This is a genomic window from Microcoleus sp. PH2017_24_DOB_U_A (assembly GCF_020738205.1).
Lineage (GTDB): Bacteria > Cyanobacteriota > Cyanobacteriia > Cyanobacteriales > Microcoleaceae > Microcoleus.
Genome location: NZ_JAEQCT010000049.1, coordinates 1 through 23073 on the forward strand (window position 1 = coordinate 1; position 23073 = coordinate 23073).

18 protein-coding genes, 1 tRNA gene and 2 pseudogenes are annotated in these 23073 nt (G+C 45.2%); 13 read left to right on the forward strand and 8 right to left on the reverse strand.

What is annotated here, in order from left to right:
• Positions 1-460: 460 nt before the first annotated feature.
• Positions 461-2092, reverse strand: a complete 1632-nt coding sequence (locus JGK07_RS14385) for a polysaccharide biosynthesis protein (RefSeq protein ID WP_293193535.1) — start codon at positions 2090-2092, stop codon at positions 461-463.
• 579 nt (positions 2093-2671) lie between these two features.
• Here JGK07_RS14385 and JGK07_RS14390 point away from each other — a divergent pair.
• The 3 genes and pseudogenes from JGK07_RS14390 to JGK07_RS14400 form a co-directional block, all read left to right on the forward strand.
• Positions 2672-3487, forward strand: a pseudogene (locus JGK07_RS14390) (transposase); the annotation flags it as partial.
• Between the two features lie 99 nt (positions 3488-3586).
• A pseudogene (locus JGK07_RS14395) lies at positions 3587-3775 on the forward strand (IS701 family transposase); the annotation flags it as partial.
• Positions 3776-4378: 603 nt separating this feature from the next.
• Positions 4379-4585: a hypothetical protein gene (locus tag JGK07_RS14400; protein ID WP_293182228.1), complete on the forward strand. Its 207-nt coding sequence runs from the start codon at positions 4379-4381 to the stop codon at positions 4583-4585.
• A gap of 91 nt (positions 4586-4676) precedes the next feature.
• Here the strand turns inward: JGK07_RS14400 and JGK07_RS14405 are convergent, their stop codons facing one another.
• The 3 genes from JGK07_RS14405 to JGK07_RS14415 all read right to left on the reverse strand — a co-directional run bounded on the left by JGK07_RS14405 (position 4677) and on the right by JGK07_RS14415 (position 6665).
• Positions 4677-5741 (reverse strand): folate-binding protein, encoded by a 1065-nt coding sequence (locus tag JGK07_RS14405; RefSeq protein WP_293182230.1) that lies wholly within the window; start codon positions 5739-5741, stop codon positions 4677-4679.
• Between the two features lie 169 nt (positions 5742-5910).
• On the reverse strand, positions 5911-6309 hold the full coding sequence (locus JGK07_RS14410) for a hypothetical protein (protein ID WP_293182232.1): 399 nt from the start codon (positions 6307-6309) through the stop codon (positions 5911-5913).
• A gap of 284 nt (positions 6310-6593) precedes the next feature.
• Positions 6594-6665, reverse strand: a tRNA-Val gene (locus JGK07_RS14415).
• Between the two features lie 71 nt (positions 6666-6736).
• Here JGK07_RS14415 and JGK07_RS14420 point away from each other — a divergent pair.
• Together JGK07_RS14420 and mazG are read left to right on the forward strand one after the other, a co-directional pair.
• Positions 6737-7327, forward strand: a complete 591-nt coding sequence (locus JGK07_RS14420) for a metal-binding protein (protein ID WP_293143470.1) — start codon at positions 6737-6739, stop codon at positions 7325-7327.
• A gap of 164 nt (positions 7328-7491) precedes the next feature.
• A complete protein-coding gene (gene mazG / locus JGK07_RS14425; RefSeq protein ID WP_293193532.1) occupies positions 7492-8319 on the forward strand; it encodes a nucleoside triphosphate pyrophosphohydrolase in 828 nt (275 codons plus the stop codon).
• Between the two features lie 109 nt (positions 8320-8428).
• Here the strand turns inward: mazG and JGK07_RS14430 are convergent, their stop codons facing one another.
• Together JGK07_RS14430 and JGK07_RS14435 are read right to left on the reverse strand one after the other, a co-directional pair.
• Positions 8429-8830, reverse strand: a complete 402-nt coding sequence (locus JGK07_RS14430) for a helix-turn-helix transcriptional regulator (RefSeq protein ID WP_293213361.1) — start codon at positions 8828-8830, stop codon at positions 8429-8431.
• A gap of 57 nt (positions 8831-8887) precedes the next feature.
• Positions 8888-9289, reverse strand: coding sequence for a helix-turn-helix transcriptional regulator (locus JGK07_RS14435; RefSeq protein WP_293143464.1), 402 nt, complete (start codon positions 9287-9289; stop codon positions 8888-8890).
• A 173-nt stretch (positions 9290-9462) separates the two neighbouring features.
• Between JGK07_RS14435 and JGK07_RS14440 the strand changes: the two genes are divergently transcribed.
• Positions 9463-9843, forward strand: a complete 381-nt coding sequence (locus JGK07_RS14440; protein WP_293208876.1) for a hypothetical protein — start codon at positions 9463-9465, stop codon at positions 9841-9843.
• Between the two features lie 202 nt (positions 9844-10045).
• Here the strand turns inward: JGK07_RS14440 and apcD are convergent, their stop codons facing one another.
• Positions 10046-10531 carry an allophycocyanin subunit alpha-B gene (apcD, locus tag JGK07_RS14445; RefSeq protein ID WP_293143458.1) on the reverse strand — a complete coding sequence of 162 codons (486 nt, stop codon included), beginning with the start codon at positions 10529-10531 and terminating at the stop codon, positions 10046-10048.
• An 829-nt stretch (positions 10532-11360) separates the two neighbouring features.
• On the opposite strand from apcD, the gene rlmD reads away from it, so the two are divergent.
• Both rlmD and JGK07_RS14455 read left to right on the forward strand, forming a co-directional pair.
• Positions 11361-12785 carry a 23S rRNA (uracil(1939)-C(5))-methyltransferase RlmD gene (gene rlmD, locus JGK07_RS14450; RefSeq protein WP_293182242.1) on the forward strand — a complete coding sequence of 475 codons (1425 nt, stop codon included), beginning with the start codon at positions 11361-11363 and terminating at the stop codon, positions 12783-12785.
• A 378-nt stretch (positions 12786-13163) separates the two neighbouring features.
• Complete coding sequence (locus JGK07_RS14455; RefSeq protein WP_293182244.1) at positions 13164-13472, forward strand: DUF433 domain-containing protein; 309 nt, start codon at positions 13164-13166, stop codon at positions 13470-13472.
• 480 nt (positions 13473-13952) lie between these two features.
• Here the strand turns inward: JGK07_RS14455 and JGK07_RS14460 are convergent, their stop codons facing one another.
• On the reverse strand, positions 13953-14756 hold the full coding sequence (locus JGK07_RS14460) for a DUF4058 family protein (protein ID WP_293197642.1): 804 nt from the start codon (positions 14754-14756) through the stop codon (positions 13953-13955).
• A gap of 435 nt (positions 14757-15191) precedes the next feature.
• On the opposite strand from JGK07_RS14460, the gene JGK07_RS14465 reads away from it, so the two are divergent.
• The 5 genes from JGK07_RS14465 to JGK07_RS14485 all read left to right on the forward strand — a co-directional run bounded on the left by JGK07_RS14465 (position 15192) and on the right by JGK07_RS14485 (position 22938).
• Positions 15192-16238: an aldo/keto reductase gene (locus JGK07_RS14465; RefSeq protein WP_293182248.1), complete on the forward strand. Its 1047-nt coding sequence runs from the start codon at positions 15192-15194 to the stop codon at positions 16236-16238.
• 1074 nt (positions 16239-17312) lie between these two features.
• A complete protein-coding gene (locus JGK07_RS14470) occupies positions 17313-18614 on the forward strand; it encodes a glycosyltransferase family 1 protein (RefSeq protein ID WP_293182250.1) in 1302 nt (433 codons plus the stop codon).
• 120 nt (positions 18615-18734) lie between these two features.
• Positions 18735-19976, forward strand: coding sequence for a UDP-galactopyranose mutase (gene glf / locus JGK07_RS14475; RefSeq protein ID WP_293182252.1), 1242 nt, complete (start codon positions 18735-18737; stop codon positions 19974-19976).
• Positions 19977-20310: 334 nt separating this feature from the next.
• Entirely contained in the window at positions 20311-20628 is a 318-nt protein-coding gene (locus JGK07_RS14480) for an STAS domain-containing protein (protein ID WP_293182254.1), read from the forward strand.
• A 426-nt stretch (positions 20629-21054) separates the two neighbouring features.
• On the forward strand, positions 21055-22938 hold the full coding sequence (locus JGK07_RS14485) for a glycoside hydrolase family 2 TIM barrel-domain containing protein (protein ID WP_293224915.1): 1884 nt from the start codon (positions 21055-21057) through the stop codon (positions 22936-22938).
• The last annotated feature ends 135 nt before the right edge of the window (positions 22939-23073 follow it).

The following is a 23073-nucleotide window of genomic DNA, read 5'->3' on the forward strand; positions in this document are numbered from 1 at the left end:
TAGCCCTCAGATAGCTGAGGTATATTGTTAGGCTTTAGCCCTCAGATAGCTGAGGTATATTGTTAGGCTTTAGCCCTCAGATAGCTGAGGTATGTTGTTAGGCTTTAGCCCTCAGATAGCTGAGGTATATTGTTGGGCTTTAGCCCTCAGATAGCTGAGGTATATTGTTGGGCTTTAGCCCTCAGATAGCTGAGGTATGTTGTTGGGCTTTAGCCCTCAGATAGCTGAGGTATGTTGTTGGGCTTTAGCCCTCAGATAGTGATTATATAGTAAGTGAAATCGCCTCAAAAACTTTATTTACAGTTATACCTCATCTTTCGCTCGAAATGCTATAAATCACTTAACTTAACCTCAAATAGGCCTAGAATTAAGAAACCCGGTATTTCAAAGAAACCGGGTTTGCGATGTTCTATTTTTAATCGACTAAAATCAACAAAGCCATCTCTAAACTATTTTCCAATTACGCTGCATCGTGGACAGGAGAAGGTTCAGATTTTTTTTTGGTGAAGTGTGCGGGGAGTACAGATTGTCTGACACATCTCGATATCGATCGCAAATATCCCACTTCTGCTTGAATAGAATCCAGCGTAGAAAGACTGTCAACTAACTGCTCAAATTCATCAGCAGTAATTCCGGCACCCTTCAAGACTTCTTCGTTGAGCCGCCCGTACATTCCTTGCAGCAGGAGTTCGATAATCTCCGTGTAGTCACCAATTTCTGTTCCGTAACCTTGCAATTTCTTGGGATTGACTCCCCACTGCAAAATCTTTAACAACTCTTGGGGGGAACTCCATGCAAAAGAGGAAGCAATAACTTCTTTTTCTGCTGCGACTAGAGCGTGCTTGATTTCCACTTCCGGTAAATCTGGAGTGTTGATTAAGTTTTCCAAGTTTGACACTTGTCCATCTAACACGCGCAAAGAAAAAGGAGCTAATTCTACAGTTACCATGTCGCCAGCATCATCAATGATTCTAAAAGGATCTTCCAGAACATTAATTAGCAGATGGATGTCTGTAGGCTTGCTCCAGTCAAACTGTCCGAGGAAAAATGGTTCTTCGTATCCCGGTAAAAGTCCTTGAAAATAAATCGGCAGATTTTTGCCTGATTCAAGAATTTTATAAAGAGCAACTTCCAAGGTTTCTGTCGGCCACCCGAGATTGCTGACTGCGACAATTTTCAGTTTTCCGGGAACGGAGACTACCAGAGCGTTCAGCAATAAATGTACGGCTTCGACAAGATTTTGAGCGGTGACGTAGCGGTGGGGAGCATGAACGTTGACAGTTTTACTTTGCTCTACTTTTTTGGACATTTGCTCGCAGAACAAGCTATTTTCCAACATATGAGTAAAGCGAACCATCCCGTAAGTGACGTTTCCTGCTTGAGCTGCTTTGGCAAATTGCCATTCGGCAAACTTTTTGGAGGCTGCGTAAACTTCGGTTGTAAAGTATCGAGATGTTTTGCCTGTGGAAGAGAAGATGCAGTCTGCTACGCCGTATTCTTCGCATAGCTGGATGACGTGTTTGCATCCTAACAGGCTGGTTGTAACTGTTTCTCGGATTTTGATTTCAGCTAGTCCGGGTTGGCGTTGGGCTGCTAGGTGAAAAACAATCTCTGGTTTTTCTACCTCAAATATATGTTTCAGTGCCTCCCAGTTGCGAATGTCAACCGCATAGAAAGTTACTTCACCTTCTTTGTTAAAATGCGGGAGAGTTTCTCCGGGGTTTTGACATCGGGCTTTGTCTGCGGAAATGATTTTGGTTGCGCCTAATTCGATGAGTTTTTCGATTAAGAAAGCGCCGACGCATCCTTCTCCCCCGGTTACGAGAATGGTTTTTCCTTTGATTTTGCTGTTGACTGCGGATGCCTGTAGGTGAATTGTACGATCGCGCACGTCGGTAAAAGGTTCGCTTTCTAGTTGTCCGTCGGCTTGATAGGCGGTGATTAGCTGTGCGGTGAGAGTTTTTAGGGCTGCTAGGATTTCAGGATCTTGGGGTTCCGGGGAACCTGGGGGAACTAACCGTTGGATGCGATCGATTATTTCGGCTTTGCTAGCACCTTCAAACACTTCTGAGGGGTTAATTACACTTTTCACTGTTGGCTCCTTGAGATTCTAGAAATACGGTTGCTGATAAGCGAGTTGTTAAACTGATTTTCGAGGGACAGAATCTTTTAAAGTCTGCTTAATTTTAAGATTTTTTAGACTGAAAGCGACTTGATGGGAAAGACACCCTATGGTAGAGATGCCCTATCGGCTCTCATACTTATTGCTTGTCTTCAGCCTACTTGTAGTTTTATTAAGCATTTCTTTACCTATTTATTTTGGCGATCGACCAAGTTGGAACACGATCTATCAAACATTTGTCTCTACAACTATAAACTTAAGTTGCTGGCTGTTGGCAATACTCAAAACATATCTTTACTATTTCTTTGCAATCACATACGAGTTTTGACGCAATTTTAAAGTTCATATAAAGTAGCGCAAGCGTTAAAACTCTTAACATTATATTTGACAGCGATTCCACAGCCTTTTACTACTCAAGCTATCTGTATGGCAGGTTACCAAATATAGCTAATGTTTCAGTAAATTAGGACTTACGCATTGACAAAATAACCAAATAGTGCATTGATAAAGAGGGAACATCTACGTGCCTGGTATCGGACAATCAGAAAAATAACTAAAACCTCGACAGCGCGATGCAATAAGGAGCTATACACCTTATTTTTACTCTCAGAACCCAAGTTTGGGGGGTGCAGTAGGCACTTCAGAGATATTGGGAGACGTTTCCCATGATAGTATTAATGGCTTTTTGGTGAGAGAGAGATATGAACCGTCAGATTTATTTTCGATAATAGAAAAGTTTATCAACTTAGAAGGAGGTATATTAAGTGTTGACGATACAGTCATATAAAAGCTGTATAGTGAACCAAAACATACAGAATTAATTAGCTATTTTTGGTCAGGTAAATACCATAAGCCGATCAGAGGATTAAACTTAATCACGCTATATTATAGTGACATCTATGGTAATTCAGTGCCAATCAATTACAGAATTTACGATAAAAGAGAGGGAAAAACCAAAAACGATTATTTTAGATAAATGGTGAGGGAAATCACAGAATGGGGAGTACAACCAAGAATAGTAACGGGAGATAGTTGGTATTCAGGAGTAGAAAACTTAAAGTTTCTAAGAAACCAGAAACTGTTTTTTTATTCGGGATTAAAAAAAACAGAACCGTCTCTAATGAGCCGCACAAGTATTGCCAGGTAAGTAATTTAGAGATAGCAGATGAAGGATTAATAACTCATTTGAAAGAATTTGGATTTATAAAATTGTTTAGGAAAGACTTTAAAAAAGAAGACTCTAGACATTATATTTTATATCTGCCACAACTGTCCAAGCTGCAAGAAACAAGTCGAAGTGAATTTATCACAATTCACGATATACATTGGGGCATTGAAACTTTTCATAGAGGACTCAAACAAGTATAGCGGATCTAGCGAAAGATTCGCGGACGTTGTTGGGATGCGAGCCCTATACGTCTAAGCGGTTATACGATCTGCCAGTTATACCTCATCTTTTTGAGAAAGGCTATATGTGGAATTTGTCGGTTCATGGTGAGAGACACCTCTGCGATCAAAACTCACATATTTTGCTCACTTCACGCATTTATCAAATTGGAGTTGATGCGCTCTAAAAAGATAATTAGCAATTGGTATGAAGTCCAAAGGAATCTGTTCACTTTAGTTGTCCGTGATCCTATTTTGGCGAACCTTAGGCCCCGGAGTAGTGAACAAAATTTAACGGCAATTAATGAATTCAAAAATAGCCTGTCTCAAAAAATCAAAGCCTTGCTGAATAAAGCTCCTGACCAAGTAAAGAAATACAAAAAATTTCTGTTTTGGTGTAGTGACGAAACTCGATTAGGACTACATACAATTCAGAGACGAAGAATAACACTACGGGGTGTAAAACCCGTAGGAAAACATCAATGGAAATTTAAATGTTTCTGGCTTTACGGAGCAGTATATCCATCTACTGGACGAAGTTTTTTTGGGGAGTTTTCCCATTTAGATAAAGTTTGTTTTCAAGCATATTTGGAACAATTGTCGCTTGAATATCCCGATGAATTGCATATCATTCAAGTCGATAATGCTCCGGGTCATCTTTTAAGCACATCTGAATTGCCAGACAATATTATTTTACTATTTCAGCCTCCTCATTGTCTGTCAAGTAAATCCAACAGAAAGAGTGTGGGAATACATCAAAGAATTTTAAGCGAAAGTTAGTTTTTAGTAATCTTGACCAACTCCGCGTAAAAGTTCAGGAAATCTTAGCATCTTTAACGAATCATGTCATTGGTTTCTCACAGGATGGTCTTGGATTTTACATTATTTATCTCTAGCACATCTTTAAAAAAATGGTATTACGCGACAAAAAAGCAGGATATCGAAGCACTTGAATCACATCTGAAAGCTTATCGGGAAGGTTTTATTAAACATATTGAAACTTATTACAGCGACCCTGTAGAGCCGGATCCGCAGGTTAGTGAAGCTGTTTTAAGGGAGGGATATGTCATTATTTGATGTCCACTAAAACAGGCGCTCTGGGTTCGTAGTGAGGACTTCAGTCCTCTGATTTATGCGGACTGAAGTCCTCACTACGAAGCTATGCTGATTAATTTAAATAAGGTAGGTTTACTACTTCTCCGGCAATTTCTCCTAGCTGCACTTTCAGTCCTTCGCCTCCGGCTTTGGTGCGGATGTAAGCAAGTCCAAAATAGCCGGATTCGGTTTTGACAAAACTGGTGAGTTTGCCGACTTTTTCTTCTCCAATTGTGATGACTGTTCCGGGCTCAACGGGGCCGCTCAATTGCACGCCCCAAAGTTCTTGTTTGACTCCTTGGTAGGTGTTCAACCGGGCAATTGTTTCTTGGCCGATGTAGCAGCCTTTGTCATAAGTAATTGTGTGTAAAAGGCGGGCTTCTAGGGGGTTGTAATCGTCTGTGAGTTCAAAATCGGGTGCGGGGCGTCCTTGTTCGATTCTCAGTTGTTCCCAAATTCGATCGCCCATTGGTACGGCCCCAGCTTTAACTAACTCAGTCCACAAGCGGGCTGCGTCGCTGGCTGGCGCAATTAACGTGTATCCAGGAGTTGCTAAACCGCTACCAACAGCAACTCGAACCTCCCCTTCATCCGCCGAAAGAGGGGGGGTTTTTATCGATTTGTGAGTAGCGTAGGATTGATTGTCTAGTTCGGTAACTCCGAGTTTTTCTAGTAGTTGAGTGCTTTCGGGGCCGAGGAGACTGAAAGCAACGGTTGTATCGGTTATATCTGTTAATTCTACGCGATCCATTGGGAAAATATAGCGATCGAGCAATTCGAGCAATTGGCGGCGGCGGTTGGCTGAAACTAGCAATATTACAGCATCTTCTGTAGCATAGGCGGTGGCGAGGTCGATCGTCCTAGCTGTGGATGTGACGAACACGGTGTCACAACCTTGACCGGGTTTGAGTATGTTAAAGTTATTGGTACTTTGATTGTGCAAGAACCGCAGGCGATCGCTATCGGAGATTTGAATGCGTCCCCAGTGAGTGCGATCGCACAAAGCCACACCTTGTTTAGTTGCTGCGATGGCGGCACCGTCGTTACCAAAACTGATAGGGACTGTTTCTGTGGTTGCTAACTCTGCAAAAGTAGCGCCTGCTGCGGCTTGAATGTCGTGCAATTCTTGAATTAGCATAGGATTTGAGATTTAAGCTTTCAGCGTGTATTGAATTATTAATGCTTGGTTTTGAGTTTGCGATCGCACTCACAGGCCGAGAAACCGGGTTTTTTTCATAATCTTCTGGCTGTAACGCGTTTGTCCTGAAAAAACCCGGTTTCTAACTACCCATGACAACTGTCAACTGTCAACTGTCAACTGTCAACTGACTCAAATTAGCAAAAACTTCTTGTATTAATTGACTCGCTTTGGCATCAAGACGATTCCAGTCTACATCGCCAGTGTCCTCGTCAATTAAAAAAGTGTCAATTACAACTTCCTGGCTTTGCATTTGAGTGTGGGCCCGCTGGTAGTTGACAAAGCAGACTCGATAGCAAAGTTCCCAAATATCGACGGATCTGTGCTCGCCTTGATGCTCTAAAATTAGTTGATAGCCGGGAATCGGAACCTGCACTTCTTGATAAGTTCCTGTCCAGACTGACTCCTCTAGTTGTTTGCGGATGTTGTCTAGCACTCGGATCATCGCCGGCTGCATGAGAAGTTCAGCTTGTTTCCAGGCGATCGGGCTAGTTATTTTAGGCTTCATATATCTGACGATGTTAAAAAGGAAAATCAATCAATAGATTAATTTTCCAGCATTGGGTGTCAACTTGTGGGACATCCGCCACAAAATGTTAAGTTTGGTCGATCGGACATCTGGCACCATTCCCAATAAGTTTTTTTAACAACAGGCTGTCCGGCCTATTCCACAAGACATTAAATTTCTTCTTGTGGAACAGGCATCTTGCCTGTTGCCAAGCAAAGGCACAGAGCGAAGGTGTTAAAACTTCCAGCCCTTGGAAACAGTGGAAACAGCTTTTCAATTGGATATGGGCGATGTAGGATTTGAACCTACGGCATCCTGCGTGTAAAGCAGGCGCTCTACCACTGAGCTAATCGCCCAATTGCGCTTACAGGGACTTATCATATCACAGTATCCCAGAAAGATCAACTAAAAAAATCATAAACTTTTAATGCCCTCTGGCCGCACGCACGATCGAATCACCCTATGGTGTTTGCCCCTGGTGGCAGGCGTCACCTTTGGCCATACTCAAAACAGCAACCTGACTTTGCTCGTTTCCGGCAGCTTCTTAGTCGGCGGACTGATGTTTGGCCCGGATTTAGATATTTACTCATGTCAGTATCAGCGCTGGGGATGGTTCAAATTTATTTGGCTTCCCTACCAAAAAAGCCTGCGCCACCGCTCTTTTTTGTCCCACGGGCCTCTGATCGGCACGGCTTTGCGAATCTTGTACCTCGCTACCTGGATCGCCGTTATAGGAGTCTTGGGATTGACGATCGCCGAAAAAATTGGCAACTTAGCCGGAAATTGGCAGGAAGCGGTTTTGGGTTACGGTCGATCGCTCTTGGAACACTATATCGAATTTATAGCCATCTACGTCGGTCTGGAATTGGGCGCGATGAGCCACTATCTTAGCGATTGGGGCGGTTCTGCTTACAAACAGTTCAAAAAGAAAGGATTGAGCGGGTTGCACCCTCCGAAGACTATTAAGAGGCGCAAAAGCAAATCTCCCCGCCGCACGTCTAGCAAATCTAAGAGGTGAACAAGTAAATCCACCTAATAAAATGTAAAATATCGCTCGCGATCGAGCTGGCTGTCTATGTATTCCTTCTTCCTTCTTCCTTCTTCCTTCTTCCTTCTTCCTTCTTCCTTCTTCCTTCTTCCTTCTTCCTTCTTCCTTCTTCCTTCTACTTAAGGTAAATTCTAATGTCTAATTCCCACAGTCGATCGCTCGTAGCACTCGAAAACCTGATAGAAGTTGTGGCCTCATTGCGATCGCCCGACGGCGGATGTCCTTGGGATTTAGCCCAAACTCCCGAAACTCTGATTCCGCACATCATCGAAGAAGCCTATGAAACCGCCGACGCGATTCGTAAAGGAGACAAAAGTGCGATCGTTGAAGAATTGGGCGACTTATTATTACAGGTAATTTTGCAAGCTCAAATTGCCAGCGAATCCGAACAATTTACCTTCGCCGAAGTCGCTGCGGGAATCACGGAAAAACTGATTCGGCGTCATCCCCACGTCTTCGGAGATGCGGAAATTAACAGTGTCGATGAAGTTAACGAAAATTGGGAAAAAATCAAAGCAGCAGAAAAGGGCATAACTGCGGAAAAGCCACCAACTTTAGCCTCAAAAATGAGCCGTTATGCTAGCACTTTGCCACCAATTACTGCCGCTGCAAAAATCTCTCAAAAAGCTGCGGAGGTGAGTTTTGATTGGGACAGTGTAGACGGCGTTTGGGATAAGTTTCACGAGGAAATGGCGGAATTTGAACACGCTCTCAAACACGAGGATAAGGCCGCGCAGCAGTCGGAATTGGGAGATATTATGTTTGTGTTGATTCAATTGGCTCGCTGGTACGATTTAGATGCGTCGGCTGCTTTGCAGGGAACGAACGATCGCTTCGTGCAGCGGTTTGCTAAAGTTGAGGCTGCGTGCGATCGACCTTTATCCGATTATCCGCCCGAAGAGTTAGACGCTTTGTGGGAACAAGCTAAGGCTTTACTGGCCAAGCAAAAGGGCCCGCAGTAAGCTAGTCATCAATATTATGCCCAAGAACAGGCAAGATGCCTATTCCACAATTACTCAATATTGCTCTTGTGGGGTGGGCACGCGAGCCCGCCCAAAAAAGCTGATTCACCTACTCGTAGAGCTTCGCATCGTTGTAAGGCGGATGTTCGCAAGCGATATAGAGAGCGTTTGTCGGTTCGAGGGGTTGACTTGTCACAGGATCGATCGGCTTTAGGACAAAGCATAACAGGGAGAGCGATCGCCAGTCTAGATTATCCAACTTCCCGCGTTCATAACGGTTGACTGTGGCTGCACTGATACCCACATCTTTGGGTACGGGTTGATTTGTCGCGATGAACAGCGCCTCTTCGTACCCCCTGGTTTTGAACTGTGTTTCGCTAACAGACCAACCTTTTGTCTGTCTTGCAGCCTTTAACATCTTACCCAAACGCATCCGCCCCGTCTCCGTGAAGCGAACGGGACGCAATTCCTGCTCTTTGTCTGCCACAGCCTTGTTAGAGAGTCCTGACATTTGACGGCTAAACCTCAACGTTTGGTACAACCATCAGTCATCCCCATTGCAAATAATCTAGTCATAGAGTTTGGCATTGTTGTACGGCGGATGTTCGCAAGCTATATAAAGGGCGTTTGTGGGTTCCAATGCTTCTCCTATTACCGGGTCGATCGGCTTTAGGACAAAGCATAACAGGGAGAGCGATCGCCAATCCAAACTTTCTAGCTTTCCCCGTTCGTAGCGACTGACAGTAGCATTACTAATGCCGACATCTTTTGGTACAGGCTCTCCTGCTGTCCGAAACAGAGCGGCCTCGTATTCTTTTGTGACCATTTCTGTTTCGATAATTGACCAGCCGCGAATCTCTCTAGCTGCTTTCAGAAGTTTGCCCAATCTATTGCGTCCCGTATCCGTGAATCGCACAGGGCGCAGTTTTTCCTGCTCGACGACAGCCTTAAAGTCAAGAAATCCCGGCATTTTGAAAGATCCAATTTAACTCTTAAGCTAGCTGTACTTTGGCCTCGATCGAGGCTGCACACAGGATTTGAGCATGACACATTTAGAAACATTACTGCAAGTTGTCTGCATTCGTGTAGAATGATATAATACAGGAATACACCAACTCACCCAAGTTCAGGAGTGACTCAGCCATGACACCACTGTTTCGCCGCATCCAACCCTCGAAAAAGCTCCGTATCACCGCCCGATCGATCGCCAAATTCCTGAAAATAAGTCAAAATCTGATTAAGCGAGTCGAATCCTGGGCTTACGTAGTGTTCGTGCATCATCAAGGCGGCGGACAATTTATCTCGTACCGCAAGTTGGAAGAATGGCAAAATGCGATCGCCCATCAAATCCAAACCTGCCCCACACTTGGACAACTCTCGCAGCTCAAAACATCGATTCAGTACGACAGCCGGAAATTCAAAAAACAATATCTCCAAAAAACCCTTGACTTTTTAATTGAAATGTGCATTGAAAGACAAGACATTCTCGAAATCTGGGAAAGCGCAAACTGCATTGCTTCCTAACAGAAACTTAGCATATTTCCTAACTAGAGTAACTGCGCCCAACTATGAGGAAGCTGTTAATTGCTCAAACCATTGCCTTCGATTCTGTCAACTGTCAACTGTCAACAGAAGCGAAACATTTGCGAGCAATGGCGAGATAAAATTACCCCAAAAATCACCCGCGAATGTTCCGCCACATCCATGAAAAAAATCGCCTCTTCAACTAAGACATTGCTTGAGCGATATAATCAAAATAAGGAGCAGCTTCCCTAGCATCATCCTGATTGAGCAAAGCCAAAGAAGCTTCCTTCAAACAGCGAATAGCTTCAACCATGCCAGGAACAGGAACGCCCAGAGAATTGTACATTTCCCGAACGCCAATCAAACCGATGCTTTCGATCGGTTCCTTGTCACCGGCCAAGATACCGTAGGTAATCAGGCGCAAATACCAGCCGTAATCGCGCAGACACAAAGCCCGTTCGCGCTGGCCGTAAGCATTGCCCCCTGGGGAGATAAAATCAGGGCGTTTTTTCCAAAGTTTTTTGCTAGCTTCTTCAACAATTTTTTTCTCACTGTCAGACAACGCAGTAGCAATACGCACCCGCTGTTCTCCCGTCTTAAAAAAATCATTGATGCTTTGGAGTTCGCCGGTACTGGGATAACGAAGTTCGTCATCGGCTTGGAGAATAAATTGGCTAACTACGCTCATTGTTATTCAAAATTTGAGGATATTTGAGGAAAAGATTCATTGACATTCTCATCTGTTAAAGATGAGATTCTTGCTTCGGCGACTTACCTTGCTGCTAACATTAATCGATCTTAGAAGCAGGCGGTCAACCTCCGCAAGCGTTATGCTTAGTGAGTGACGCTCCTACACGAACCGCAAGCGGTATGTTGTAGGCATCTGAGTCCGGTCAAGGATATCAAGATCTTCCTTCAAGGTACTCCAATCGTTTCCCTCTACGGCGTTTTATAGTGAGGAACACGTCCCGCCCCACTTGTCACATCAAAACTTTTGACTTAGACCCAGATTGTTATTCTTTGATCTAAGCTATGAGTATTTTACCGCAATTATTACTGCGGAGTGCTTGCTCGTCTCGTCGCCACCCTCCATTACTGGTTGGCTACGCTCAACATCGCTTGGAGGGTCGCTCATATCCTCGCGCGTCTTTCATCCCAACCCAAATCAAAGATTATGGGCTGGGGATTCTCGCCTGTCTAGCTAAGCTAGTTTCCTTGTGTCCCAAGGTACTCTGGGAAAAATTCAAAAACTGCGATCGAGAGTTTGGATGTCGGCAGACATTTAGACTGTTTCACGAGTTTTGGCCCATCAAGCCCCAATAGCATATCGCACAGGCTCGATCGAGGACAATGTTGTCTAACGCAAGCTTTGGCTGTAGCAGAAAGGGGTTCGGAAGCAGGAAGACTGCCTGCACTTGAGCTTGAGTGCGATGGCTTGCGCCTCGCTTCGCTACGACTCATCTCAAACAAGAGAGAGCGATATTGCATTACCATATTAAATCCTACCACGACTACTTGTGACCAAATCTAAATTCCCCACCCGAAACTCGACGAAAGTGGCAAACCCTTGCCAGCAAGGTCAACTGATTGAGATAGAGATTACCGACTTGGCAGACACCGGAGACGGAGTTGGTCGTTTTGGTGAGTTAGTGGTGTTTGTGCCCGATACCGTAACGGGCGATCGCATCCTCGTGCGCCTCGTGCAAGTCAAATCCAGCTATGCTAAAGGCAAGTTGGACACACTTCTGGAAGCATCAGAACACCGCATCCGAGCCAACTGCATTGTCGCCGACAAATGCGGTGGCTGTCAGTGGCAGCACGTAGATTATGAATATCAGCTTGCAGCCAAGCAAAATCAAATAATTCAAGCCTTAGAAAGAATTGGCGGATTTAACGATGTGCAAGTCGATCAAATCTTAACGGGAAAAATCGAAGGATTTCCCCAATTTTTGGGATACCGCAACAAAGCGACTTATCCGGTAGCAATTTCTGTAACTGGTCAAGTGCAAGCAGGTTACTATCAAAAAAGCACCCACAAATTAGTCAATCTAAATCAGTGTCCGGTGCAAGATCCGCGCCTCAATCCTTTGTTGAAAGAAGTCAAAGAAGACATTCACTGGCGGGATTGGCCAGTCTATGACGAAAAGCAACATACAGGAGAATTGCGTCATTTGTCCTTGCGAATCGGACGGCGCACGGGAGAAATGTTGCTAACTTTAATAGTTCGCACCGGAGAGTTGCCGGGAATTGAAGCACAAGCTGCTGAGTGGCTGAAACAATATCCTCAACTTGTAGGTGTTTGTTTAAATGTGAATGCAGCTCAAACAAATGTGATATTTGGTGCAGAAACTCGCTGCATTGCTGGCCAGTCTTATCTGCGAGAAAAGTTTGCGGGTTTGAATTTTCAGCTAAAGGCAGATACTTTCTTCCAGGTAAACACAGAGGCTGCTGAGGCCTTGTTGCAGGTGATTGTCGGGGAGTTGAATTTGCACGGAAGCGAGGTTTTGGTTGACGCTTACTGCGGAATTGGGACTTTTACTTTACCGCTGGCAAAACAAGTCAAAATAGCGATCGGTTTAGAAGTGCAACCTACTGCGATCGAGCAAGCCAGATTAAATGCTGAATTAAATGACTTGAAAAATGTCGATTTTCAGGTGGGAACTGTAGAGAGTTTGCTGCCTGCTTTGGGATTGACACCGGATATTGTGCTGCTCGATCCGCCGAGGAAAGGGTGCGATCGCGCGGTGTTGGAAACAATCAAGGAAATCAAACCAAATCGCATTGTTTATGTTAGCTGCAAGCCTGCGACTTTGGCTCGCGACTTGAAGATTTTGTGCGAAAACGGGGATTATAAGTTAGCGCGGGTGCAGCCTGCGGATTTCTTTCCTCAGACTTCTCATGTTGAGTGTGTGGCGTTTTTGGTGAAGCTACCCCCTGTATGATTTGGGGATTGAAATCGCTGCTTGTCAAACGAAGTCCGCGAAGGCGGACTAAGAGATTGTAGCAAATTCGGGTTTTTTACACTAGACCTCTTGCAAAAGTCCTTTTAATCAAATTTTGGGACGGGCTAGAAGCCCATCCCACAAGAAAAAAAGATTTTTGTGGGATGGGCTTCTAGCCCGTCCTAACTATTTTTGCAAGAAGTCTAATATCCGCAGTCCTGGACGCACATACTTTATATGTAGGGTGTGCAGTGCGTACCTTAGTCTGGCGATCGCTTTTTGCGGATAAAAGGGCGATCGGCTTCTTTAATTCTTTTCATTTTGGTTGAGTGTTATAATATTTATGCTAAGCTCCTGTAGAGATAGATACAAAAAGCAATGACATCAGCTTTAATTTATCCTCATATCGAGAAAGTAGCGGGTCAACCGGCACGGTTGCAGCGGATACCGCGCGTGCGGGTTGCTCAGATTGTGATGGATTATCTAGCTTACGGTTGGTCAGTGGAGGAAATGTGCCGCCAGCATCCTTATTTGATGCAGTCCGAAGCCCATGCAGCAATGGCTTATTACTTCGACTTTCAAGCAGAAATCGATCGGGAAATTCGGATGGAATGGGAGCAGGTACAACAGGAAAAATCTCTGCTTTCGCCTTCACCATTTTTCGTGAGAATGCGAGCTAAGGAATAGAAATTAAATAATTTACACATATTTGTGGGATGGGCGTCCCGCCCGTCTTTTCTGGACGGGCGGGACGCCCATCCCACAATAATTAAAATTGTAAATACCAATTTCATAAAGTAGCACTAGGGTGCATCTCACTTTTGAAGAGGGCGAAGCATGACCGCATATAAATTATCAGTTATCATCCCATATTTTCTGCGGTCATGCTTCGCCCCTACGGATGTATTCGCCTTGCCTGAGATGCACCCGTAGCACTAGATATTACCCCCCACCCCCCCGCGATTTCGGGGGGGCTAAGACTTCATCCATAGCACATCTTTATAAAAATGGTATAAGTGGCAATTTTTCTGTATATAATATAGACGTTGATTAATATTAATAAGGTAAAATAGAATGGGTGCATCTCAGTTTTGTATTTGTAGTGCTGTCCCCGCTCGCACTGTAGAAAAACATCCTTTTTGTGAAAATGAGATGCTCCCAATAGGATTAATTATCTCGCAGTCCAGTTGCTTGTAAAAGTTCCTTTGCCCAAACCAACTTTTGTTCTGACAGGGACGGTATCGGATCTCGATTATAATCGATTCGATAATCATAACCCGCGCGATCGTAAACACCTGCGAACAATTCGGGTAAGTTAACAATAGGTTCTACATCTTCCTCGCGCAAGGGAAGTAGAAATACAGGTAGAGAATCGCCCAGATCAAAGGCATAAAGTTCGGCAAGGGGACGGCGATTGCTGCGACTGACTAAAACGCGGTAATCGCTTTGAATAGAATTGTTAAGTACGGGCATAGGTTCCCCTTTTCGCAGCAAGTCGATTTCAACTAAATGGGTTAAGCTACCTAAAATACTTTGGCGTTTTTTGAGGTAAGTAATTCTGCCATCTCCACTGCGTTTGTTGACTGGAGAAAGAATTTCAATTGCGGTGACAACTTGTCTAGTTGCCATTTCTCGTACTTCTAGGTAAGTCTGTTTAATTTTTTCAGGGGCTGGCACTTTGACGGTAGTGGGAACTGTGAGGGTGGCAATGGCAACTGAACCAGTAGGAATATCGGGGGGATTGGGTTGGCGTTTGATGGCTACATCGGGGATACCTACTAAAAGTGAGTCATCATTATTGTCATTGGTGTCGTCAATTTGATAGATACGTTTTTCAATGGCGATCTCATATTTGGGGCGAATTTGGGGGACTAAGGATTCCGCAATCAGAGAAATTAACCAATGGTGAGTTTCCTGCCAGAAATCAGGGTGTTCTAAGTAGGGGTCGATGCCGGGAAAGGGTGAGGGCATAGGACTGCTTTGCGATTTGTTGATTTTAAAATCATTTTAGCACTGGGTTAATTTTGCGACAAGGGCGATGTTTTTGGGAAGAAAAGGCCGATCGCGCTAAGCTACTTTAGGGGCAAATTTCGACTTTGACAGTCATGCTTACTCGATCGAGCTTTACAATCAGAAGGTCAACTGAAAACTGCCCAATTTTAGCTTGAGTTAGAGTATTAATTTGGTCGCTGGACTGAATGAAAGTTCGTAGTGCGGACTGAAGTCCGCACTACGAACCGAAATCTGTATCGCTTAAGTTATTTAATTGCAATTCCTAAATTGACAAAAGATTCAAAATCCAACTGGGAACTCTTGGCACTCCCAAAGCCCCTCACCTCCGACTGATGCGTACACAGCAAATTCAGATATATACTCTTAAGCGCAATGAACTAACAGATAGGTGACATGAGATACAAACTACTAGGTCACAGCGGACTTCGCGTTTCCGAAATCTGCCTCGGAACCATGACTTTTGGCGAAGAATGGGGTTGGGGCGGTTCCTACGACGAAAGCCGGAAGATGTTCGACGCCTTTGCAGAAGCGGGCGGCAATTTCATTGATACCGCGAATCTCTACACCAACGGTACCAGCGAAAAATATGTCGGTGACTTCATCGGGGGCGATCGCGAAAAATGGGTTGTTGCCACCAAATACAGTCTTAACATGAAAAATGGCGAAATCAACGGTTTCGGCAACCACCGCAAAAATATGGTGCAAGCAGTAGAGGCCAGTTTGAAGCGATTGCAAGTTGAATACATAGATTTGCTGTGGCTGCACGCTTGGGATTTTACGACACCCGTCGAAGAAGTAATGCGCGCCTTTGACGACTTGGTACGCGCCGGCAAAATTCTTTACATCGGCATTTCCGATACACCGGCTTGGATTGTTTCTCAAGCAAATACGATCGCCAACCTGCGCGGCTGGACACCATTTATCGGCTTGCAAATCGAGTATTCTTTAAAAGAGCGAACTCCCGAACGCGATTTGCTCCCCATGGCAAAAGCCTTCGATATTGGCGTCACAGCTTGGAGCCCCCTAGCAGGCGGTTTGCTAACCGGAAAATACAACATTTCAGAAACCGCAGGCGAAGCTAAACGACTTAATTCACCTGAATCTGGAAAAATTAGCGAACGAGACCTCAATATTGCGGCTGAAGTTAGTAAAATAGCAGCCGAAATTGGCAAACCTAGTTCTCAAGTAGCCTTGAATTGGTTGCGACAACAGTCAGTCGATGTGATTCCGATTGTTGGTTCCCGCAAACTCTCGCAACTTCAAGAAAATCTCGCTTGTCTGGAGTTTGAATTAACTCCCGAACAAATGCAGCAGCTAGACACAGTAAGTGCCATTGAATTGGGTTTTCCCCACGATTTCTTAAAGAGTTCGATGGTGCAAGATTCTGCCTTTGGAGGGGGAATCGCCAAAATTGACAGCCGCCGACTTTCATTCAGTTGACAGTTGACAGTTGACAGTTGACAGCGACCTCTACCTGGAAGGAAGAGGATTGGAATCATGAATAGTCTGATTTTAATTTATCCCGATCGGGCTTGGGGCTTTAAACCAATTCTTTCTGGTAAAGTTGCTGCTATCTTCTAGTCGCGGTTTGCGTCCATATTTGGTGCGGGAATCGCAGATATCGGCAAACCCGCCCTTAGAGGGATGATTGAGATTTGTACTCTGGGCGTCAGTTTAACCTCACATCTTGCACCAATCTCGTCACCTTGGTTTCTTGTATCAGACTCGCGTAAAATCCTACGTTTCTCGTCGCTGTTACCTGGTATCTCCGGTATAGTTGAAAAGGGTACCAGATGTGGGTTTAACCCAAATACATAAACTGTCAATTGTTAATCTATCGGAAGTCATAAATCTCGGCAAAGCAATTGTATATGAAGATACAAATTTTGTAGGTGTGCGATCGCATAAGTTGAAAAAATGCGAAGTTTGTTAAAGCAAATAGCAACAAAAGCTCGATCGCAAATTTTCTCTCCCCTCCAAATAAAAACATAAAACTTGCTCAGTTTTAACACCTGTTTAAAAACACAATGCAACGGTAGCCAAGCTTCAAACCCTTAATTCATAAGTCATTCCCAATTATTCAATCTCAAAGCTCAAATCTCAAATCTCAAATCCTAGCGCCCTGTACCTGCCAGTTAAGAGTCATTTTACAAGAGCGATCGGCATTTTAACCGCTTTTCAAAAGGGTGCAAGCTAGGCGCTGAGAACGAAGTCATCCTTCAGATAGAAGTAATGGCAGAAAAACTGAGTTAGATTTAGCAACAATAGCAAGTCTAACAATATTAACTTATCTCCAGTTTCAATACTGAAAAAAGCAGATAAGCGTGTTTTTCCGCAGCTAAACTTTTGCTTTGTTTGGCCCACTGAATGCGGCGCTTGCTCGTCAAATAAAAATTCTCAGATTGATGCTTGCGAATTTCAGTAAGACACTGCTGAGAAGGATATTTTATTGACAAATTTTCACCAACCAATTTTCATTAACAAATTTTCATTGACAAATTCCAGAGGCTAATTATGTCCCCCCCAGAAAACTCAGTAAACAAAAATTATAGCAATAAAGGTCGAGCATGGGAGATCCGATTTACCTCGATAGATCCCGCAAAATCTCCCTCTCAATTCGCACCCTCACCCGCATTGCGCGCTAAGTTATCAAAACCTGCTGCTTTAGATGCACCGGATTTAGTTTGCCTGTCTCATTTGCGGTGGAATTTCGTCTATCAGCGTCCGCAACATCTCTTAGGCCGCTGCGCCAAAAATCGCCGCGTATTTTTTGTAGAAGAACCTGTTTTTAGCTCGGCTACAGATTGGCGGCTTGATGTCAGCATTCACGAAACCGGAGTCTGGATAATAGTACCTCACCTGAGCGAAGGAATCAGCGAAGAAACTGCACAAACTGCTCAGCAAGCCATGCTTGATGATTTGTTTCAAGCAGCCGAAATTAGCCAGTACATCCTCTGGTATTACACACCAATGGCTGTCAGTTTCACAAACCACTTAAAGCCACTAGCTGTAGTCTACGACTGCATGGATGAACTGTCAGCATTTCACGGCGCGCACCCGGAGTTAAAAGCAAATGAAACCCAACTATTAAAGCGCGCCAGCGTCGTATTTACAGGCGGACACAGCCTCTACGAAGCAAAACAGCAGCAGCATCCAAACATTCATGCTTTCCCCAGCAGCATCGAAAAAGAACACTTTGCTACAGCGAGAAATCTTTCAGAAGAACCGACCGATCAAAAAGATATTCCTCACCCGCGTTTGGGATTTTTTGGGGTTATAGACGAACGCATGGATATCGAACTGCTGCGCGGCATTGCCGCAGCGAAGCCGGACTGGCATTTAGTGATAATTGGCCCGGTGGTGAAAATAGACCCTGCTACTCTACCAACTCACCCAAACATACACTATCTCGGCGGCAAATCTTATCAAGAACTGCCAGCATATCTGGGCGGATGGGATATAGCAATGCTGCCTTTTGCGATTAACGAATCGACTAAATTTATTAGTCCGACGAAAACTCCCGAATACCTCGCTGCCGGCAAACCGGTGATTTCTACTGCGATCCGCGATGTGGTGCGCCCCTACGGAGATAACGGCTTGGTTCGGATTGCGAGCAATGTGGCAGAATTCGTTGCTGCTGCTGAAGAAATTATGGGCGAAACTTCGGAAGATCGCGCCAAATGGCTGAGCGAAGTTGACGCCTTTTTAGCAGACAATTCTTGGGACAATACCTGGGGCGAAATGCTGGGGTTGATCGAAAGTGCGATCGCAAGTAAGAAGTCAGTTGGCAGTTGGCAGTTGGCAGTTGGCAGTTGACAGTTGATAGTTAGTAGTTTGGAGTTGCTACCAATAACTAATAACTAATAACTAATAACTAATAACTAATAACCATTCCCCATTCCCCATTCCCCATTCCCCATTACCAGAGGTTTTTTAATGTTTGACTATTTAATTGTCGGAGCCGGATTTGCAGGTAGCGTTATTGCCGAAAGACTAGCAACTCAGGCGGGAAAAACAGTCTTGATAATTGATACCCGCAACCACATCGGCGGCAACGCATACGACCACTACGACAATCACGGCATCCTCGTTCACAAATACGGCCCCCACATTTTTCACACCAATTCGCGCCCAGTTTTCGAGTACCTTTCGCAGTTCACCGAGTGGCGGCCATACGAACACCGCGTCCTCGCCAGCGTTGACGGTCAACTGCTGCCAATTCCGATAAATCTCAACACCGTAAACAAACTTTACGGACTGAATCTGACATCATTTGAAGTTGAAGATTTCTTCGCAAAAGTAGCCGAACCAAAGGATTACATTCGCACTTCCGAAGATGTCGTTGTCGGCAAAGTCGGCCGCGAACTTTACGAGAAATTCTTCCGCAACTACACTCGCAAACAGTGGGGAATGGATCCGTCGGAACTCGACAAATCAGTGATTGCGCGCGTGCCCACCCGCACTAACCGGGACGATCGCTATTTCACCGATACCTATCAAGCAATGCCGCTGCACGGCTACACTCGGATGTTTGAAAAGATGCTGTCTCACCCAAACATCAAGGTGATGCTGAATACCGACTACCGCGAGATTGAGAGTTTTATTCCTTACGGGGAAATGATTTATACCGGGCCGGTGGATTCCTATTTCAATTATTGCTACGGGAAACTGCCTTACCGTTCCTTGGAATTCAAGCACGAAACGCTGAACGCACCCGTACACCAAGCTGCACCGGTGGTAAATTACCCGAATGAGCATTTATATACTCGCTGCACGGAGTTTAAATACCTCACCGGACAAGAGCATCTAAAAACGAGCATTGTCTACGAATATCCCCAAGCTGAGGGAGACCCTTACTACCCGGTTCCGCGTCCGGAAAATGCGGAAATTTACAAGAAATATAAGGCTTTGGCTGATGCAACTCCCGGAGTTTCTTTTGTGGGAAGGCTGGCGACTTACAGGTATTACAACATGGATCAAGTTGTCGCTCAAGCTTTGACAACTTATACTCAAATTACGACCAATCCGGTGATTAAATTGGCGGCAAATCTTAACGATGCTGCCTCTAATTTGAGTTCGTCGAACGCAGTTGCTGAACTCCCAGCCGCTGCTTCTCTAGAAGTTGCTGCTGTTAACGGCAATGGCAAATCTGCTAGCAAGTATAACAGTCCCAAATGAGTCGTAAAGTTTTTTACCCCACCCCAACCCTCCCCTTATTAAGGGGAGGGAGTAAGAAATTCACAAATGATTTAGGATTGCTATAGCTGCAAGCTGTGAGTTGGTAAGGCTAAAAATGTCAGTTGACAGTTGACAGTTGACGGTTGACAGATGAGGGCGACCTCTACCTATAAGGAAGAGCATTGGGGTAATGAATTGTCTTCTTTTAATTTCTCGCGATCGGGTTCCGGCTTTCAACCAATTTTTTATGGCAAAAATGTAAGGTGCGCGCTCCGCACTTTACTCTGCTTTTCTCAAAAGTTATTAAACAATTCAAACAAGGGTTAAGGTGAACATGAGCACTATCGTTAAAACTGTTTTGTCTCATCAGGTTTTGGAAGGTTCTCAATTTCCTCAGTTTCAGAAAGAAATAGAGCGCCTAATTGAAAGCGGTGGCAAAATTCTGATGCTCGATTTCTCAAATATCATTTTCCTTAAAAATTCGGAATTAATGGCTGTAGTGGCGATTATGAAATTAGTTAGAGACAGCGGATGTATACTTTTGATATCTGCCATGAGCGAACAAGTTAGAATGCTATTTGAACTCACGGGACTAGAACAGATATTTCAGTGTTTGCCACCTCCGGAAGAAGTTCCCGTCAATCGATTTTAGATTTTAGATTTTAGATTTTAGAGGCGACCCCACGGATAAATTCGGGGGAAGAGAGGATTTTCGATTTTCGATTTGGGATTGATTATCACGTGGCGGGTACCACCTGTGAAATTCTTGGTCAAAAGTGACCTAGCTGAACCTTTAGGAGCTTTGCAAACTGTAGCTAGCTAAACTTTGCAGTCAAGACTCATGCTTCCTATACCGATCGCAGGGTGCGTCAGTGAGAATCATAGCTTAATTTTAAGCGCTGTTAGCTGACTGACGCACCCTACAAGTATAGAAAAGCCGGACACAAGACCAAGTAAAGCTCAGGCTGTTTGAAGTCAAAAAATTTAATTTTTTAACGATAAATTAGATTGCAAAAAACTTGTCAAAGTCGCGGGAATAGTCGCTAACCTATAAATATAACTTCGGGTAGATGTGCCGATGAGTTGGTTAGGTAGAGAACTAGAAAATTGCGATATAGAAGAGTCTTCCACTCTAGACAATAAGGTGACTGTTCAAGGGCGGAAAACAGGTTATCCGCGCCCCCAATTGCGCCGCAGTAACTGGATTTGTCTGAACGGTCAGTGGAGGTTTGCTTATGATGATGCGGGACGCTGCGTGCAGCCGATCGACATTACGGAGTGGGATCGCACTATAGAAGTGCCGTTTGTTCCCGAGTCAGCAAAAAGCGGGATCGGCGACACGAATTTTCACGCTAACTGTTGGTACGATCGCGAATTTGACGTACCCCACACAGAAAGCAGAGTTCTCCTCCACTTCGGCGCTGTAGACTACCGCGCCCGCGTCTGGGTAAACGGTCAGTTTGTCATCGAACACGAAGGCGGGCACACTCCTTTCACCGCAGACATTACAGCAGTTCTTAACCCCATCGGGCCGCAGCGGGTGACTGTTTGGGCCCAGGACGACCCGCAAGATTTGGCAAAACCGCGCGGCAAGCAAGATTGGCAAGTGGAACCGCACAGCATTTGGTATCCGCGCACAACTGGCATTTGGCAGACGGTGTGGGTAGAATTGGTGCCTCATACTTATATCGATCGCATCCGCTGGACTCCGCAGTTTGAACGCTGGGAAATCGGTTTTGAGGCGTTTGTCGCGGGCGATCGCCAATCTGGGATTCAAATTAAAGTTAAACTGTCGATCGGCTGTTTGCTGCTGGTCAACGACACCTACGAAGTGATCAACGGCGAAATCCACCGCCGCATCGCCCTTTCAGACCCGGGGATCGACGACTACCGCAACGAACTGCTGTGGAGTCCCGAAAAACCTACATTAATTAACGCACAAGTCGAGCTGTGGGCCGACGGCAAACTGCTTGACGAGATTAAATCTTACACCGCGATGCGGACTGTCAGCATTCAGCGCGATCGCTTCATGCTCAACGGCCGCCCCTACTACCTGAGACTGGTGCTCGATCAAGGTTATTGGCCCGATACCCTGATGACGGCCCCTTCCGACGAAGCCTTGCGCCGGGATGTGGAATTAGTCAAAGCAATGGGTTTCAACGGCGTCCGCAAACACCAAAAAATCGAAGATCCCCGATTTTTGTATTGGGCCGACGTGTTGGGGCTGTTAGTTTGGGAAGAAATGCCCAGCGCCTACCGCTTCACTCCCAAGGCCGTTGACAGATTGACGCGGGAGTGGACGGAAGCGATCGATCGCGACTCCAGCCACCCCTGTATCGTAGTCTGGGTGCCGTTCAACGAATCCTGGGGAGTTCCGAATTTAGTCGAAGCCGCAGCCCACCGCAACTACGTGCAAGCCTTATATTTTTTGACGAAAACCTTAGACCCCACTCGCCCCGTCATCGGTAACGACGGCTGGGAAAGCATCGATACCGACATCCTCGCTATTCACGACTACGACAACAACCCGCAAACTGTGGCAAAACGCTACGGGCCCGAAGTCCAGCTAGCCGATTTGTTCGATCGCGGGCGTCCCGGCGGGCGAGTCCTCACCCTCGACGGACACCCGCACCAAGGACAGCCCGTGATGCTGACGGAATTCGGCGGAATAGCCTGCGCCGGCCGCGAAAACCCTGATTATCTCAGGGTTTGGGGCTACGTGCGGGCGTCGGACACGCAGGAATTGCGACACCGCTACAGCGCGCTGCTGAAAGTAGTAAATCGAGTGGAAATGTTCAGCGGATTTTGCTATACACAGTTGACCGATACTTTCCAAGAAGCTAACGGTTTGCTGTATGCCGATCGCACTCCCAAATTTCCCATAGAGGCGATCGCCGCGGCAACTCTCGGCTGGGATATTCCCGAAGAAAGTACACAGCCGGAAGTTATCACTCAGTGCTAAATACACTACAAACCAAAATCCCGTTTGTAGTAAGGACTTTAGTCCTTTCTTAAAGATCGGAAAGGACTAAAGTCCTTACTACAAAACAAAATCTCGTTTGTAGTAAGGACTTTAGTCCTTTCTTAAAGATCGGAA

What these genes read in the sequence shown, in the direction of transcription:
- JGK07_RS14440 (WP_293208876.1), top strand. Translation starts at nt 9,463, where the DNA reads ATGACACCACTGTTTCGCCGCATCCAACCCTCGAAAAAGCTCCGTATC.
- JGK07_RS14410 (WP_293182232.1), bottom strand. Translation starts at nt 6,309, where the DNA reads ATGAAGCCTAAAATAACTAGCCCGATCGCCTGGAAACAAGCTGAACTT.
- JGK07_RS14485 (WP_293224915.1), top strand. Translation starts at nt 21,055, where the DNA reads ATGAGTTGGTTAGGTAGAGAACTAGAAAATTGCGATATAGAAGAGTCT.
- mazG (WP_293193532.1), top strand. Translation starts at nt 7,492, where the DNA reads ATGTCTAATTCCCACAGTCGATCGCTCGTAGCACTCGAAAACCTGATA.
- JGK07_RS14405 (WP_293182230.1), bottom strand. Translation starts at nt 5,741, where the DNA reads ATGCTAATTCAAGAATTGCACGACATTCAAGCCGCAGCAGGCGCTACT.
- JGK07_RS14465 (WP_293182248.1), top strand. Translation starts at nt 15,192, where the DNA reads ATGAGATACAAACTACTAGGTCACAGCGGACTTCGCGTTTCCGAAATC.
- JGK07_RS14420 (WP_293143470.1), top strand. Translation starts at nt 6,737, where the DNA reads ATGCCCTCTGGCCGCACGCACGATCGAATCACCCTATGGTGTTTGCCC.
- glf (WP_293182252.1), top strand. Translation starts at nt 18,735, where the DNA reads ATGTTTGACTATTTAATTGTCGGAGCCGGATTTGCAGGTAGCGTTATT.
- apcD (WP_293143458.1), bottom strand. Translation starts at nt 10,531, where the DNA reads ATGAGCGTAGTTAGCCAATTTATTCTCCAAGCCGATGACGAACTTCGT.
- JGK07_RS14480 (WP_293182254.1), top strand. Translation starts at nt 20,311, where the DNA reads ATGAGCACTATCGTTAAAACTGTTTTGTCTCATCAGGTTTTGGAAGGT.
- JGK07_RS14455 (WP_293182244.1), top strand. Translation starts at nt 13,164, where the DNA reads ATGACATCAGCTTTAATTTATCCTCATATCGAGAAAGTAGCGGGTCAA.
- JGK07_RS14470 (WP_293182250.1), top strand. Translation starts at nt 17,313, where the DNA reads ATGTCCCCCCCAGAAAACTCAGTAAACAAAAATTATAGCAATAAAGGT.
- JGK07_RS14460 (WP_293197642.1), bottom strand. Translation starts at nt 14,756, where the DNA reads ATGCCCTCACCCTTTCCCGGCATCGACCCCTACTTAGAACACCCTGAT.
- JGK07_RS14435 (WP_293143464.1), bottom strand. Translation starts at nt 9,289, where the DNA reads ATGCCGGGATTTCTTGACTTTAAGGCTGTCGTCGAGCAGGAAAAACTG.
- JGK07_RS14430 (WP_293213361.1), bottom strand. Translation starts at nt 8,830, where the DNA reads ATGTCAGGACTCTCTAACAAGGCTGTGGCAGACAAAGAGCAGGAATTG.